Genomic DNA, 14,872 nt, shown 5'->3' with positions numbered 1-14,872 from the left:
TTCCGGCCTGTTCTACAATAACTCAACATTTTTAGCAACAGGCTTTCCGGCCTGTTCCACAATAACTCAACATTTTTAGCAACAGGCTTTCCGGCCTGTTCTACAATAACTCAACATTTTTAGCAACAGGCTTTCCGGCCTGTTCCACAATAACTCAACATTTTTGTGGGACAGGCCGGAAAGCCTGTACTTACCATTGGTGCAACACCTAACTATTAGCAAAAAGGTACAAATCTGGAATAACTCAAGATTTTTGTGGTACAGGCATCTTGCGTGTAGTTAACCTTGGTGCAACACCAAACTATTAGCAGAAGGGCACAAATCTGCAAGTTCGCAAATATTGCAAGCCGGATTTCTCGCATTACAAACCGCCCTGCCGTGATAAACCAACCGAATCGACCAATTTTCCCAATCCGGCTGCGGCAACAATACCATCAAATCCCGCTCGATCCTTGTAGGATCGGTATGTTCGGTCAATCCCAACCGCTGACTCAAACGTTTGACGTGAGTGTCAACGGTCACGCCCATATTAATACCAAAAGCGTGAGCGAGAACGACATTAGCCGTTTTGCGGGCAACTCCGGGCAATTCCAGTAGCAGTTCCATCCGCTGCGGCACTTGATTGTTAAATTTATTGACGATCGCCTGACAAGCACCTTTAATGTTTTTAGACTTATTGCGGTAGAAACCAGTCGATCGCACCAGACTTTCGAGCTCTTCTAAATCAGCATTGGCCAAAGCAACCGCATCGGGAAAACGCTCAAACAAAGCCGGCGTTACCAGATTTACTCGATCGTCCGTACACTGAGCCGAGAGAATCGTCGCCACCAGCAACTGCACGGGAGTTTCGTAGTTGAGAGTGCAAGGAGCTTCTGGATACAGGCGTTTGAGGCGAATCAGAATTTCGAGCGAGCGTTGTTTCAAACTTAACTTTTTAGTCATTAGTCAGTAGTCATTAGTCATTAGTCATTAGTCATTAGTCATTTGTTATTTATTTTTAACTTCCAGGATCTGCCCGGGAATCGATATCCAGAGACTCTGCCTCGCTTGCGGAGGAAAAAAAGGAGAGGGAAAAACAGGAAAATAGGAAAAGGGGAAAGTAGGGATAATTCTTCCTTCTTCCTTCTTCCTTCTTCCTTCTTCCTTCTTCCTTCTTCCTTCTTCCTTCTTCCCTCTGCCTTGATTTACTATTGCATGAAATTTCGCAAATCAAACCCAGCCAAATTAGCAGTATCGCGAATAATCAAGAAAATTCCCAAACCCAGCAACAACACCAAACCAGTCTGCATGACATTTTCCTGAATGCGGTTCGGCAGAGGCTTGCCCCGCAGTCCTTCTATCAAGAGAAAAGCTAGCTGACCGCCGTCCAAAGCAGGTAAAGGCAAGATATTAATCACAGCCAAATTGACGCTAATTAACACCGCATACTGAAACAAACTCGCAGCATCCGATTTGGCAATCCCTGCACCAATCGCCACAATCGCCACAGGCCCGGACAACTTTTCGGCAGTCTGGTTGAAATTGCTAAGTAACTGCCCGAAACCTTGAACCGTCAGCAGCACAATCCGCTCAAATTCTTTGGCGGCTTTGCTAAACGCCTCTACAATTCCCGCCCGCTGCCGCACAACAGTGCCGTTAGAAGTTAGCTGCACGCCAATGCGACCTTTGCCGTCGGGCGACAGTTCAGGAGTTACTGTCACCACAAATTTTTGTTCTTGGCGCTGAATTTCGAAAGCTAGGGGTTGGTTGGGATGATCTTGGATTGCTGCGACCAATAATTTGATTGCTTCGCGGGAAGCCCCCAATTGCTTGCCGTCAACAGACAGAACAACGTCGCCCGATCGAATTCCCGCTTGTTTCGCGGCCGAACTGACTTCCGCGGCTACTTCCGGGACTTTAACTCCCGGTAGGTAGTTCATTTGTGCAGCGCCGACAGTACCCAATTGCACCACCAACAGGAAGTAAGCAAAAATCAAGTTGGCAATTACCCCTGCACTAATGACGATCGCCCGATCGAGCACGGGGCGATTTTTGAGCAAATTCGGGTCATTTGGGGGAATTGTACTCTCTGGATCGTCGTCGGGGAAACCCACGAAACCTCCCAGGGGAAAAGCGCGGAGGGCGTATTCAGTTTCCGGGCCTTGGTACTTCCAGAGAATGGGCCCGAAACCGATAGAGAAGCGGTTGACGTGGATGTGTTGAAGTCTCGCCGCCAGGAAGTGGCCGAGTTCGTGAACGACAATCAAGATACCTAAAACTGCGATCGCTGCCAAAACTGACATGAAGGATTCCACTAACACTTTTATTTGACTTTGACTTATTTTAATATCTTTTTAATATCGGTGGCTTCGCAGCGGCAATTTTCAGTCAAACTGGAAGATAGAGTTTTTGTCGGAAGTCCCGGGCGCTCCGATCGACCCGACGCTGCCTTTCCCGATCGCGCGATCGTACCTGAGTTTACCTCTAAAACCTATTCCCCATTACCAATTCCCCATTACCAATTCCCCATTACCAATTCCCAGTTATGAAAGACACTTCTTTGAATATTATCGCTATTTCTATCTTTGCCATCACCGTTTCAATATTGTTGGGGCCCCTATTCAACTTGCCAGAAGCCGTACCTGCGATCGCCACTTTTTGCCTGTTGGGGCTAGCCACCCTCGATAGTTTCCAGTGGCAAGGTCAAGGCGGTACAATTTTATTAGATTGGCTGGGGGGAACTTCCAAACAAAAGCGCGATCGTATCCTTCACCACGAAGCCGGACACTTCCTAGTTGCCCACCTATTAGGAATTCCCGTAACCAGCTACGCCCTCAACGCTTGGGAAGCATTTAAACAAGGCCAAACAGCCCAAGGCGGCGTCCGATTTGAAGACGAACAATTAGCATCTCAACTCCAAAGCGGCACTCTTTCCGCCCAACTTTTAGACCAATACTGCACCGTGTGGATGGCCGGCACAGTCGCCGAAAAATTTGTTTACGGCAGCGCCCAAGGAGGAGCCGAAGACCTTACAAAAATTAGCGCAATTTTAATACAACTGGGCCGTCCGAGTTCCGAAATTCAACTCAAACAAAACTGGAGTTCGCTGCGAGCCAAAAACCTAATCGAAAGCCACAAATCAGCTTACGAAGCCCTAGTCGCAGCCATGGAAAAAAGAGCAACCGTCGCTGAGTGCTGCGACATAATCCAGCAAAACTTATAAACAAAAATTACTCATTCTTGTCTCGATCGACCCGGTTTATTTATAGATTTCTCACTAAAACCCAGATTTTGCGTAGAAACCGGATTTAACAGCGTAAATTTTATAAGGATTAAAAATTCATGTCAGAACCCAAAAATTTCCCCACAACACTGCAAACAGCAAACCTAAATACAGAAAAATTGCTGTGGCTGTTCGGTTTCCGCATCGACCCCGACACCGAAATACCAAATCTCTATACTCTAATTGTCTATGGAGAACAAGAGCCGCCTTTAGTAGCCGGCGGTCAACTTGTCTTTTTTACCCGTCCAGAACTAGCGATTAACGCTCTCCAATTGTGCAATATCGATGTCAGCAAACAGGGAAAGCCACCCACACAAATAGACGCTATTTGTGACATTGCAGAAACGCTGTACTTGCTCGATGCAGAAGATATTGACGAATCAGGGACTATGCTTAACTGTTTGAACGCGCTGTTAAATTTAGTTAATGTCACATTAACACCGATGCCCACAGAGTACAAGCAAGTGCTTTATGCTTTGGCAGACAACCTGAATATTGATGAAGAGTTTGCGAGTTTTTTAGCGGAAGAGGACATCCAGCGTTCGGAGATTGTCAATGCTATTTTGTGGTGTGTCGGAGCAATTACAGCAAAATCTAAATTGCTGACATAGCAATTTTAGATTTTAGATTTTAGATTTTAGATTGGGGATTTTGGATTTAAAGTAGTCGGGGACTCTACCAAAGAAACCGGTTTTTTTACCAGTGTTAAGTCTCTCATCCAATATATTGATAAAAAACCCGGTTTCTGCCTTTAGGATAATAGATAGTATAGCCCAAGGAAATCGTACCATGACTGTAACAGATATACGCTTGTGGACTGTAGACGAATACCGCCGCATGAGCGAAACGGGCATTCTCAATCCCGATGAACGAGTCGAATTAATTGACGGACAAATTATTTCAATGAGTGCAAAAAATCCTCCCCACGCAGCAACTAATCTCTGTGCAGCCGACTATCTAAGAAGTCTGCTGGCAGGACTTGCTTTAATTCGCATTCAAGACCCGATCGCTCTAAGTTATAATTCAGAACCAGAACCGGATATTGCTGTAGTGCAAATCGACCCCCGGCTGTACCAAGATTTTCATCCCGCGCCCGACAATATTTTGTTATTACTAGAAATAGCTGACACGACTTTAGAAACAGACCGCAAGCGGAAAGCACCGGCTTATGCTAAGGCGGGAATTACTGATTATTGGATACTGGATGTTAACACGCGGCAAGTTTATGTTTTTCGCGAACCGGGCGAGGAAAACTACCGACAAGAAACAGTATTTAATGAAGATGATGTATTGTCAATGCTGGCATTTCCCGAAATAGAAGTTCAGATTTCGCAACTGTTTCCTTAAGTCTGTAGAGGCGGGTTTTACCAAAAATAATTGCCTCAGACCAATCATCTCGTAAACCCGCCCCCACCAACCTATCAATTACCAATTACCCAATTATCAATTACCCAAGCTTCAGGCTAGTCCCGAACCCCACAAAAAACTTAGTATTAGAGCGTAGCGCGAGTTATACTCCTACTGGAAAGACTGTGACTGCCAAAAAATCCCAAAATTAAAGTTTATGAGCAACACTTCCGGGCCTCAACCACCCGCCGACAACCCCGAAACAAAAAAACTCAGTTTTTCAACAAAATTAGCTTACGGTGCCGGCGACCTCGGCCCGGCAATTACCGCTAATGTTTTAGCATTTTACCTCCTAGTTTTCTTTACCAATGTCGCTGGTTTACCTGCCGGCTTAGCCAGCAATATTTTGGTAGTTGGCAAGGTTTGGGATGCCATCAATGACCCGATTGTCGGGGTTTTGAGCGATCGCACTTCTCACCCTTGGGGCCGCCGATATCCTTGGATAATATATGGTGGCATTCCCTTCGGCATATTCTTCTTATTGCAGTGGATTGTACCTAGCACGGATCGCACAGTGTTATTTTGGTACTATGTTGCGATCGGCATTTTGTTCAACACCGCGTACACGGCTGTCAATCTTCCCTACACGGCCCTGACTCCAGAACTTACTCAAGACTACAACGAACGCACTAGCCTTAATAGTTTTCGGTTTGCTTTCTCAATTGGCGGCAGCATCTTTTCATTAATCTTAGCTCTAATTATCTTTCGTGTATTTCAAAACGACCCGAATCAACAATATTTAGTATTAGGCGCAATCTGTGCAGTTATCTCTGTCTTGCCTTTGTACTGGTGCGTTTTGGGAACTCGCAAGCACGTCGCAGCCCAACTATTAGAAAACCCCGAACTAGATAATTCTACATCCTTGCCACTGAAAGAACAGTTGCAGATTGCATTTAGCAATCGCCCTTTTTTGTACGTCATTGGAATTTATCTTTTTTCTTGGCTGGGAGTGCAGTTGACGGCTACTATTATTCCCTACTTTGTTGTTAACTGGATGCAACAGCCACAGTACGTTTTTAGCTTGGTGGCGATCGCAGTTCAAGGCACTGCATTAATCATGCTATTTGTTTGGAGTCAAGTCAGCGAGAGATACGGCAAAAAAGCCGTATATTTTATGGGCATGAGTTTGTGGATTATTGCCCAAGCTGGACTGTTTTTCCTCCAACCAGGACAAGTATTGCAGATGTACCTATTAGCAGTCATGGCAGGTGTAGGAGTTTCCACTGCTTATCTAATACCTTGGTCGATGATACCGGATGTCATTGAACTCGATGAGCTTCAAACAGGAGAAAGACGCGAAGGCGTGTTCTATTCGTTTATGGTACTGCTGCAAAAAATCGGATTGGCAGGGGGTTTGTGGTTGGTAGGCCAAGCATTAGAAGGAGCTGGATTTCTATCTACAGTTCCCGGACAGCCGGCACCCGTACAGCCAGATTCGGCACTGTTTGCGATTCGAGTTGCGATCGGGCCGCTGCCGACTATTGCTTTAATTGCTGGCATGATTCTCACATATTTTTATCCGATTACTCGCGAAGTTCATGCAGAAATTTTGTTGAGACTTCGAGAAAAAAAAGCAGAAAATCAGTAAGGTTTAATCAGTAATGGGTAATTACTAAAATCAAAAAATCACAACTAAAAACGGCTAATCCGGCTATCGATAGCAAGCCTCCCATTACTGTCGAACTCTTTCTCTTTTCCTCTCTTCTCTTCTCTTCTCTTCTTTTACGGACTTGTCATCTGCCTCTTTCATCGGTTCCTTTCAACAAAAAAAACCGTGGCGCGTTTCCCGAAAGGATTGCTATAGCTTGCTCGGATGGCGAATCGAGGAACCGCGCCCCACGGTGAGGACGTTTTTAATTGCTGAAATCCTTGCTTTTATTCCTTCTCGCTTCTTTCTTCAACCTCCACCCTTTATATCAAATCCGTTAGCATCGGAATAGTAAATTCGAGTCAACAGTCAACAGTCAACAGCCAACAGTCAACAGTCAACATCACGGACGGTGTAACCGGAAATGATATTACATCCGTTCAATCCTCTCCAAGCGCCGTTGCCGAACTTCCTTCTTCCTTCGGCTATAAAAGCGATAGTTTTATTAATAGCCCAGGAACCCAGAAACCTAGTTTTTCTACGAAAAAACATAACATTGCTCCGCACCATCCCGAACGGTAGAAAAAGCCAGAAGGCTTGAGTTTTTCGAGATGTCGATCGAGTTTGAGAACGCAAATTATTAAATTTTATGTCTGTCCCTCAAATTTGATTGAAGTTTGTGATACAATGGGAGGCATAATTAATTATATAAACTTAAGCAGTCATTCAGCTCCTCAAAAAGTTTATAATTAAAAGAAGAGACAGATTTTCATCGAAAATTGATTCGATTAGTTGCCGTTCCAAAAATCGGCTGAATGCTGCTAATTATATCTACAGGAAAAAAGGAAAACTTTTTAGCTCGTCAGTTAGCGGGTAAGTTAACAGGTGCTGCCGCTGCAGGCGAACAGAAAAATGGCATAGATGACAAGGCAATACCGGCCCAAGCAGCGGCTGAGGTGTTACGGTCAATTGTAAAAGTTTCGTAAAGTTATTGCACCCCTGCGGCGAAGCTGAGCGAGACCCGAAAAAGTTTGCTTAGCCACCCGGAAACCCTAAATACAAGCACAACGCAGCAGACCGAAATTCAGTAGGATACAACTCTTAAGGAGTTGTAAAAGAACTTTTCCAGCCGGCACAGCATAGAGATTTAGTGATTTTTGTATACTATGTGAAATTAGTGAGAACTATTAGAAGGAAGTCGGCTCGGCTAACCAAGAATCTCCTGTGATATCCTTAAGCCAATGCTCAAAGTATCAAGCAGAAGGCTCGCAGAACAAAGCTGATTGTACCAACAAAATCTCACAGAGGTCAACATGGAAAGAGAACAGGATGCTCATATCGTACCCATTAGCAACCAGAGCCGACAGGTGCAGCAATTTTCCGTTGACGAGGGAGAAGAGTTAAGCGCGCAGCCTCAGAAATCATTGAATCTAAAGCCGTTGTTTAGGACTTTTCAGCGAAAAGCCCTAATCATTATTGGGATTATAGGTCTAGTAGGCGGTGGAGTTTATTATAAGATCAGCAGAAGCCAGAAAACATATCAAGGCGATTTTCGGATGCTAGTGGAACCCGTGACAACGGAGGCAAGAATTGCTGACCCCTCTGCCCTCGCCAATCGCGGCCAGGGGGAGGCAGTCCCTAGTCGAGATTTTTTTAGTTTGGACTACCCAACTCAACTTGAAATTCTCCAGAGTCCTCAGATGCTGTCGGCTATTGCTCAACAAGTCCAAAAACGATATCCAAAAGTTACCCCGGACTTTATTAAACAAGGATTACTCGTTGTGCGCGTCGGACTAAATGAGTTGACGATCACTAAAATTTTGGAAGTTCGCTTCATCGGGCAGGATCCTGAATTAATTGAGTTTATTTTACAAGAAACTAAAAAGAAATATTTAAAGTACAGTCTTGACGAACGCAAGACTCGCATTGGTGAAGGTGTTAAATTTATTGAAGACCAGCTTCCGGGACTCAATAAGCGCGTAAATGACCTAAAGTCTGAGTTACAGATAATACAGCAGCAGCAAAAGATTACCGATCCTAAAGAACAAGGTACGCAATTGCTCCAGCAAGTTCGCACGGTAGAAACTTTAGAGTTAGAAACTCAAAGGCTGCTGCAAGAACAGAAAACGCTGTACTCTAACTTGCAAAAACAATTAGATTTTACACCAGATGAAGCTATTGCCGCTTCCGCTTTAAGTGAAGAACCTCAATATAAAGATTTGCTGAGCAAGGTTAAGGAAGTAGAAGGTCAGATTGCTGTAGAAACAGCTCGTTTTAAATCTGCTAACCCTATAGTGGAAGCTTTAGAGCGCAAGCGGGCAAATTTAGTAGCTTTGCTCAACCAGCAAACGCAGCGAATTTTGGGGCAAAATTTAGTAGGCACGGCAGCCAATTCTAAAGTTCAGAATTTTCAAAATTCGATTCGCATAGGCTTGATTAAACAATTGGTTGATACTGCCAACCAAATTCAAGTCTTAGAAGCTCGCAGTCAGGCGCTCGCCCAAACTAAAAACAATTTGAGCAGACAAGCCAGAGAATTTCCCAGTATAGCCCGCCGCTACAACGAACTGCAACAGCAATTAGACATCGCCGCCCGCACCCGGGATCAACTTTTAAGTCAGCGGGAAACTCTGCGCATCCAAGCAGCTCAAAGCCAAGTACCTTGGGAAATGGTTTCTGAACCACAGGTACCGCGAGATCTTAAGGGCAAACCGATTCCACTTGCATCGAAGGATAAAAACAAATTGGTGATGGCAGTTGTTGCGGCGCTAGTTTTGGGCCTGGGAGCGGCTATCCTCATTGAAAAGTTTCAAAATATTTTCTACTGTGCTGATGACGTTAAAGATGCGGTTGATGCGCCTTTATTGGGAGAAATTCCTCTTGACAAGAATGCTAAAAAATTTCCGCCTTCTATTGCTAATGCCTATGCTTATATTGAAGGAAAAGAGCGTAATAAGAAAAATGCTGCGGAATTTATAGAAGCTTTTGACTCTCTTTATACTAATATCCGCTTTCTTTCTTCAAATCGAACGATTAGCTCTTTGGTAGTTGGTTCGGCTACAGTTGGCGAAGGCAAATCTACCGTTGCTTTAAACTTAGCTCACGTGGCAGCGCTGGCGGGTCAGCGAGTGCTGTTAGTAGACGCGAATTTGCATTCGCCCAGCCTGCACTTGCTGTTGGAACTGCCTAATGTCAACGGATTGAGCAACTTGCTAGACAATCAAAACAAACCCAGTGAAATTATCCAGCGATCGCCTCTAGCAGATAATCTTTTTGTATTAACTGCCGGTCTCCCTATTCCCGGTACTGCCAGACGGCTTGCCTCAGCTGGGATGCAGTATTTAATGGAAGAACTTCAGGCAACATTTGACTTAGTTATCTACGATACGCCGCCCCTCGTTGACAGTAAAGATGCCAATTTTTTAGCGGCGCGCACAGATGGAATACTGATGGTTGTAGCAATTCGCCAGGTCAACTTTTCTGTAGTCCAAAAAGTTTTCAGTCAATTAGAAAATTTTGGCATACCCTGCTTGGGCACAGTTGCGAATCATGCCACCAAACGCAAAAATTATCAAGCATCTAAATCATCAGTTGTTGAAGATAAAAATGAATATTTGAATTTTTCACCAGCACCGTCTGGCCTCCCCAAACTAGCTCCCAAAAAAGAGTGACAGCCAAAAAAGATGGCCCCACCCCACAATGGATACAAGCCCCCGCTAGGAGTCGTGGATCCTCCAAAATTTTAGACTCTTGTTTTAGATCCCAGATTCATCTGTGAAGTAAATCTCAAATCTCAAATCCTGCGACGCTTGCGCTCGCCTAACGTCTTACGCCCCCGTCTAAAATGTCAAATCTAAAATCGACTGATGGCGGACTAATTTCCATCCGGCTTGGTAGGAAATGTGACGGTAAAATTAGTCCAGCCATTGCTGCTTTCAACCTCAATTTTTCCCTGCAACTGTTCGACAAGTTTTTGAACCAAAGCTAAACCCAAACCTGTACCTCCTTGTTTCCAAGGATCGGCGTTGGGAACTCGATAAAATTTCTCAAAAATTCGCGGCAATTCCTCTATGGAAATGGACGATTGATTGCTGAGTGTAAATTGGATTTCTGAAGCCAGAGCACTTGCTTGTCGCGAATTTTTATTTTGTCCTCCTTGTTCCCAGTCTCCCTTTTTGCACTCAACTTTCAGATAAATTTGACCGTCATTGGCAGTATATTTGCAGGCATTGTTGAGGAGCTCTGCTAAAATTCGTCCCAAACTAGCGCGGTTGGAACTAATCGTGGGGAGGTGGCGATCGCACTCTACTCGCAAATGCTGGTGGCGGTCCTGGGCCCGGGTGTAAAACGGGTCGATAATAGTAGGCAGCCAGACTTCTAAGTTTACTGGTTCGAGGTCGATCGGGCAAGTTGCGGCTTCGAGCCGCTGCAAATCTAGCAAAGCATTAATCAAATCTGTTTCTCTAGTACATTCTGTTTCTAAAATTTCTAGATAAATCTGGCGCCGCTCTGGCGTGGGAGAAATTCTCAGCATATGAATAGCCATTTTTATATTAGCTAAAGGCGTCCGCAATTCGTGAGAAACTGTGCTGAGAAATTCATCCTTGAGGACGTTTAAATGCTGGAGTTCGTGAACTTTTTGCTGCAATTCGGCGGTGCGTTCTTGGACTTGGCGTTCGAGATCGGTGTTGAGATTTTGCACTTGCTGATAGAGTTGGGCTTGCTGAATGGCGATCGCGATTTGAGTTGCCAGTTGCAGCAGCAAATCCACTTCCGAAGGCTGCCACTGCCGGGATTTGGAACACTGATGGACGCACATCATCCCCCACAAATTGCCGTCTTGCAAAATAGGTACAATTAAATAAGCTTTGATTTGCGCTTGCTGGAACCGCGCATATTTTTCGGCGCTCAAACCGGCTTGGTCGATGTCGGGGACGGCATAAATTTCCTGTTCGATCACCGGAGCAGATTCTTGCCAAATATTATCGGGCATGATTTCTCCCAAGATTGAAGGCCAATTTTCGGCAACGGATTCTGCCACTACAATGCCGCAATTGCTCGACTCTAAATGCAGGATTGCTACTCGGTCAGCTTGCAAAACTTGGCGGACTTCATCGACGCTGGCGTGGAGAATTTCTTCGAGGTTTAAGGATTGGTGAATCCGCAAGGAAATGTGAGTTAACAGCCGATCGCGCTGCAATTGTTCGTGGAGTTTTGCAGTCCGTTCCCGCACCTGCTGTTCCAGTTTGGCGTTGCGGTTTTGCAGCAGTTCCACTTTTTCGGCTTGCAGTTGATAAACCGACTGCTGCAACTGTTTGACAACTCGGTACATTTCGGTGGGATCGAGGACTCTGAGCAAGCTGGTCTGAGTAATAATTCCCAACATTTCTCCGCGCCCCCCGCAGACGACCAACCGCTGCACTTGTTGCTGCTGCATTTCTTTGTGCGCCGTCCACAGGGAATCGGAAGGTTGCAGAAATTGCAGGGGAGTTCTCATGACTTTTTGAGCTGGGGTTTGCTGGAATTTTAGCTCGAGAAATTGTGCCTGCACGATGTCGTATTCGGTAAGGATTCCCAGGGGTTGGTGAAAGGAATAGTGAAAAATGGAGGTATAGTCATCTTTGGGCTTCTCCATTGTTAATTCTTTGTTTTTTGTAATGACTACGCAACTGACTTGATGCTCTGACATCAGTTCGGTTATGCTCTGGAGCGAGGCGGTGTGGGGCGCTGTAATTGGCGTAGTCATCAATTCTGCTACCCGCCGCAATTTGAGAATGTTTGAAGGCTGCAATACTTGGCGAATTCTTTCCCGCGTCAGCACTCCTACCAAGTGGCCCCATTGATTGACGATCGGCAAATAGCGAATCCGGTGCTGGCGAAATAAGGATAAAGCGGTAAACACGTCTTGGTCATCGGATTCTGTCAGGGAAATCGGCACCGGGGACATCACTTCGGAAATTGGTATTTTGTGCAGGGCTACTTTTTGCTGAGTGTCTATTTTGCCAGAAGCTATCAGCCTCACAAGGTCGGCGGGAGTTAATATGCCGATTAACACCCCTTCTCTGGAGTTGTTGGAGAAGTTGCCTGTGGTAATAGTCTGCTGGTTCTGCACGACGAGCACGCAGTGGGCCCGCACCTTTTCCGGCGCGGACGCTTCGTTCAGGGATCCCCGGTCTGAGGGTAAAGGTATTTTGACTAGGGGACAACTGTTTTCCAACTGACTCATCAGGGCGATCGCCACTGCTAAGGAAGTTTCTGGTCCGGCAGTGAGGGGGTAGCGATCGATCGCTTGTTCTAAGGCTGAGGAGTAAAAGGGCGGGTGGTAAAAGGGCATAGTTGATTGCAAGTTGTCAGAGGGCGGCTAACTATCGGGCAAAGCCTTGGGGAACGGCACAAACACCTCGCCTGTGCTTGGGATTTAAATAATAGACTTCTAATTGATTATTTCTACGCAATCTCAGCTTTAGATTAATGGTGTCACTCCTTCGCAATCTCACGTTCGATCAAATACGCAGGGCGGTTTTTACTGCCTGCTTTTCTCTTGAGACTCCCCTATAATCAAAATTACCCGAATGTAAAGTTTTACTACAAGATTTATCCATAATGACAACTTTAAGCTTAGAGCAAATTGCCGCCAAGTTAGAAAGCGAAAATTCAGCCGATCGAATGGTGGCTTTGGCCAACTTGCGCAACGTGCCGGCAGCTATTGCGGTGCCTTTGATTAAAAAGGTGTTGAACGACGAAAGTTTGCAGGTGCGCTCGATGGCTGTGTTTGCTCTTGGGGTCAAACCGACTGCAGAGTGCTATCCCATTCTAGTCAAATTGCTAGAAACTGACCCTGATTACGGCATTCGCGCTGACGCTGCAGGTGCTTTGGGCTATCTGGAAGATATCAGAGCTTTTGATGCTTTGGTGCGGGCTTTTTACGAAGATACTCAATGGCTGGTGCGCTTCAGTGCTGCTGTTTCTCTCGGGAATCTTAAAGATCCCCGGGCTCGCGACGTGCTGCTAAAAGCTCTCGACAGCGAGCAAGTGGTGATCCAGCAGGCGGCTATTTCGGCTTTGGGGGAAATTAAGGAAATTGGGGCGATCGATCGCATCCTCAATTTTGCTCAGTCGGAAGATTGGCTGATCCGCCAGAGGCTGGCTGAAGCTTTGGGCAATTTGCCGAGTATTAAGAGCGTTTCGGCTTTAAAATACTTAGAAAAAGACAGCAATTCCCAAGTATCTCAAGCGGCCACTATTTCTCTCGATCGCCTGTCAAAAGCAGAAGTGTAAAAATTGGTAGAGGCGGGTTCACTAAAATCTGTATTTTAAGCAGTAGAATCAGATCAACCCGCCCCGGCTGCGATCTTTGAAAAAATTATTGTTTTGAGAGAGGGAGTTAAATGCCCTACAGTCAATTTAGCATAGAACAAATTAAGGCAACTTTCGGCATCGCCTTTTCGAGCAAGATGGGCTTGTTTGCGGACATTCCCGAAATAGAACCAAGCAGTTTTTTGCAAGAAACTTTGCAATTCAATCTGCCTTTAGCACTAGAAATTAATTCCGAGAAAGCTCGCTCCGAGCTAATTGTCGCGCCAATATTAGTTGAGATAAAAAAACGGCTGCCGCAACGGATGAGTTTATTTTCCGGTCGAGAATTCAATGTAGACGCTGCTAGGGGTTTGAGCGGTTATTGCGATTTTCTAATTAGCAGATCGCCGGAACAGCTAGTCATTGAATCCCCAGTGATCGCCTTGGTTGAAGCCAAAAATGACAACATCCAATCCGGCTTAGGACAGTGCATGGCAGAAACGATCGCAGCACAAATATTTAACCAGCGTCAAGAAAATGACATTCAGACAATTTATGGAGTTATCACAACTGGGAGTATTTGGAAATTTCTCAAACTAGAAGGAATTGCGATCGAGATTGACACCAGCGAATATTTTATTAATAATGTTGGTAAAATTCTCGGTATCTTAATAAATTTTATAGAGTCTTGAGTGAAACCAGAATGTATTATTTAAGCTGCGACGGTAAATCGCAAGTTAAAATAGGTGTCGATCTCCTTTAACCAAAGCCAGCCATGAATCAAGCGCCCAATCCTTTTAACTCAAATCCATCCAATCCCCTAGACCCCCTGGAGCAAGAAGTTGACGAGCAAGACCAAGAATTGCCGAGACAGTACCACCCAGCTACTAAAAAAACTCTGCAAAAAGTCTTTCTGATCCTGGTAGTTGTTGGGGCAATTATTGGGGGAATTCTATCTATAGGGGTGATTTCGCTGATGCAGAAGGCGGGACTGACAGATGTGCCGGCAAGGGTACAGAATTCTAAGTGAATCGGTGAGGTGAGCGTACCGTCCGCGATCGCCGAGCCTTAATTATAGTATCGTTCAATCTCGCTCCCATGTTGCGCGAAATTAAGACGCGATCGCTCGCCTTCCCAAAAAATCTTAATATTTTCATTATTTTATTGGAGGCAACTGTGTCTCTACAATCAAATTCGGTGCTGTAGGGGCTTGAACCAAAAACTGTTTCAAATAAACCACACTTATAGCGGTTCGATCGCGTGGTGAGGTATGCCCTATTTGGCCGATGCCCTATTTGGCCGATGCCCGATGCCTTATG

15 protein-coding genes are annotated in these 14,872 nt (G+C 45.3%); 10 read left to right on the top strand and 5 right to left on the bottom strand.

Annotated elements, in window-relative coordinates; translation table 11 throughout:
* Positions 1-279: 279 nt before the first annotated feature.
* Genes nth through rseP form a run of 3 tightly spaced genes read right to left on the bottom strand, consistent with a single transcriptional unit; the run spans position 280 to position 2,282 of the window.
* Positions 280-942 carry an endonuclease III gene (gene nth, locus QUB56_RS04185; RefSeq protein ID WP_332953429.1) on the bottom strand — a complete coding sequence of 221 codons (663 nt, stop codon included), beginning with the start codon at positions 940-942 and terminating at the stop codon, positions 280-282.
* A 55-nt stretch (positions 943-997) separates the two neighbouring features.
* The gene (locus QUB56_RS04180) at positions 998-1,213 is read right to left on the bottom strand and encodes a hypothetical protein (protein WP_332953427.1); all 216 of its coding nucleotides are present in this window, start codon (positions 1,211-1,213) and stop codon (positions 998-1,000) included.
* Complete coding sequence (rseP, locus tag QUB56_RS04175; protein WP_332953426.1) at positions 1,188-2,282, bottom strand: RIP metalloprotease RseP; 1,095 nt, start codon at positions 2,280-2,282, stop codon at positions 1,188-1,190. The genes QUB56_RS04180 and rseP overlap by 26 nt, the downstream gene beginning before the upstream one ends.
* Positions 2,283-2,312: 30 nt before the next feature.
* Here rseP and QUB56_RS04170 point away from each other — a divergent pair, with 30 nt between their 5' ends.
* From QUB56_RS04170 to QUB56_RS04150, 5 genes are all read left to right on the top strand, one after another.
* Positions 2,313-2,528: a hypothetical protein gene (locus tag QUB56_RS04170; protein WP_332953424.1), complete on the top strand. Its 216-nt coding sequence runs from the start codon at positions 2,313-2,315 to the stop codon at positions 2,526-2,528.
* Positions 2,525-3,202 carry an ATP-dependent Zn protease gene (locus QUB56_RS04165; RefSeq protein WP_332953423.1) on the top strand — a complete coding sequence of 226 codons (678 nt, stop codon included), beginning with the start codon at positions 2,525-2,527 and terminating at the stop codon, positions 3,200-3,202. Before QUB56_RS04170 ends, QUB56_RS04165 begins: the two co-directional genes overlap by 4 nt.
* Positions 3,203-3,321: 119 nt before the next feature.
* Positions 3,322-3,873: a hypothetical protein gene (locus tag QUB56_RS04160; RefSeq protein ID WP_332953422.1), complete on the top strand. Its 552-nt coding sequence runs from the start codon at positions 3,322-3,324 to the stop codon at positions 3,871-3,873.
* Between the two features lie 178 nt (positions 3,874-4,051).
* On the top strand, positions 4,052-4,609 hold the full coding sequence (locus QUB56_RS04155) for a Uma2 family endonuclease (RefSeq protein ID WP_332953419.1): 558 nt from the start codon (positions 4,052-4,054) through the stop codon (positions 4,607-4,609).
* Positions 4,610-4,826: 217 nt separating this feature from the next.
* Positions 4,827-6,257, top strand: a complete 1,431-nt coding sequence (locus tag QUB56_RS04150) for an MFS transporter (RefSeq protein WP_332953417.1) — start codon at positions 4,827-4,829, stop codon at positions 6,255-6,257.
* Positions 6,258-6,647: 390 nt separating this feature from the next.
* On the opposite strand, the gene QUB56_RS04145 is transcribed toward QUB56_RS04150, so the two are convergent.
* Entirely contained in the window at positions 6,648-6,809 is a 162-nt protein-coding gene (locus QUB56_RS04145; RefSeq protein ID WP_332953415.1) for a hypothetical protein, read from the bottom strand.
* Between the two features lie 263 nt (positions 6,810-7,072).
* Between QUB56_RS04145 and QUB56_RS04140 the strand changes: the two genes are divergently transcribed.
* Both QUB56_RS04140 and QUB56_RS04135 read left to right on the top strand, forming a co-directional pair.
* Positions 7,073-7,243, top strand: coding sequence for a hypothetical protein (locus QUB56_RS04140; RefSeq protein WP_332953413.1), 171 nt, complete (start codon positions 7,073-7,075; stop codon positions 7,241-7,243).
* A 327-nt stretch (positions 7,244-7,570) separates the two neighbouring features.
* Entirely contained in the window at positions 7,571-9,928 is a 2,358-nt protein-coding gene (locus tag QUB56_RS04135; protein ID WP_332953411.1) for a polysaccharide biosynthesis tyrosine autokinase, read from the top strand.
* Between the two features lie 203 nt (positions 9,929-10,131).
* Here the strand turns inward: QUB56_RS04135 and QUB56_RS04130 are convergent, their stop codons facing one another.
* Positions 10,132-12,591 (bottom strand): CBS domain-containing protein, encoded by a 2,460-nt coding sequence (locus tag QUB56_RS04130; protein ID WP_332953410.1) that lies wholly within the window; start codon positions 12,589-12,591, stop codon positions 10,132-10,134.
* Between the two features lie 269 nt (positions 12,592-12,860).
* Here QUB56_RS04130 and QUB56_RS04125 point away from each other — a divergent pair, with 269 nt between their 5' ends.
* The 3 genes from QUB56_RS04125 to QUB56_RS04115 all read left to right on the top strand — a co-directional run bounded on the left by QUB56_RS04125 (position 12,861) and on the right by QUB56_RS04115 (position 14,583).
* Positions 12,861-13,535, top strand: coding sequence for a HEAT repeat domain-containing protein (locus tag QUB56_RS04125; protein WP_332953408.1), 675 nt, complete (start codon positions 12,861-12,863; stop codon positions 13,533-13,535).
* Positions 13,536-13,645: 110 nt separating this feature from the next.
* Positions 13,646-14,245: a hypothetical protein gene (locus QUB56_RS04120; protein WP_332953407.1), complete on the top strand. Its 600-nt coding sequence runs from the start codon at positions 13,646-13,648 to the stop codon at positions 14,243-14,245.
* An 83-nt stretch (positions 14,246-14,328) separates the two neighbouring features.
* Positions 14,329-14,583 carry a hypothetical protein gene (locus QUB56_RS04115; protein ID WP_332953405.1) on the top strand — a complete coding sequence of 85 codons (255 nt, stop codon included), beginning with the start codon at positions 14,329-14,331 and terminating at the stop codon, positions 14,581-14,583.
* The last annotated feature ends 289 nt before the right edge of the window (positions 14,584-14,872 follow it).

The organism is Microcoleus sp. AR_TQ3_B6 (assembly GCF_036702785.1).
In the GTDB taxonomy this organism is placed as follows: domain Bacteria; phylum Cyanobacteriota; class Cyanobacteriia; order Cyanobacteriales; family Microcoleaceae; genus Microcoleus.
Note: the sequence above shows the minus strand (reverse complement) of the source record. Positions and strands in the feature narration are given on the sequence as shown.

Coding starts and splice junctions, on each gene's coding strand:
- QUB56_RS04165 (WP_332953423.1), top strand. CDS start 2,525: ATGAAAGACACTTCTTTGAATATTATCGCTATTTCTATCTTTGCCATC.
- rseP (WP_332953426.1), bottom strand. CDS start 2,282: ATGTCAGTTTTGGCAGCGATCGCAGTTTTAGGTATCTTGATTGTCGTT.
- QUB56_RS04125 (WP_332953408.1), top strand. CDS start 12,861: ATGACAACTTTAAGCTTAGAGCAAATTGCCGCCAAGTTAGAAAGCGAA.
- QUB56_RS04120 (WP_332953407.1), top strand. CDS start 13,646: ATGCCCTACAGTCAATTTAGCATAGAACAAATTAAGGCAACTTTCGGC.
- QUB56_RS04150 (WP_332953417.1), top strand. CDS start 4,827: ATGAGCAACACTTCCGGGCCTCAACCACCCGCCGACAACCCCGAAACA.
- nth (WP_332953429.1), bottom strand. CDS start 942: ATGACTAAAAAGTTAAGTTTGAAACAACGCTCGCTCGAAATTCTGATT.
- QUB56_RS04135 (WP_332953411.1), top strand. CDS start 7,571: ATGGAAAGAGAACAGGATGCTCATATCGTACCCATTAGCAACCAGAGC.
- QUB56_RS04115 (WP_332953405.1), top strand. CDS start 14,329: ATGAATCAAGCGCCCAATCCTTTTAACTCAAATCCATCCAATCCCCTA.
- QUB56_RS04145 (WP_332953415.1), bottom strand. CDS start 6,809: ATGTTTTTTCGTAGAAAAACTAGGTTTCTGGGTTCCTGGGCTATTAAT.
- QUB56_RS04160 (WP_332953422.1), top strand. CDS start 3,322: ATGTCAGAACCCAAAAATTTCCCCACAACACTGCAAACAGCAAACCTA.
- QUB56_RS04130 (WP_332953410.1), bottom strand. CDS start 12,591: ATGCCCTTTTACCACCCGCCCTTTTACTCCTCAGCCTTAGAACAAGCG.
- QUB56_RS04140 (WP_332953413.1), top strand. CDS start 7,073: ATGCTGCTAATTATATCTACAGGAAAAAAGGAAAACTTTTTAGCTCGT.
- QUB56_RS04155 (WP_332953419.1), top strand. CDS start 4,052: ATGACTGTAACAGATATACGCTTGTGGACTGTAGACGAATACCGCCGC.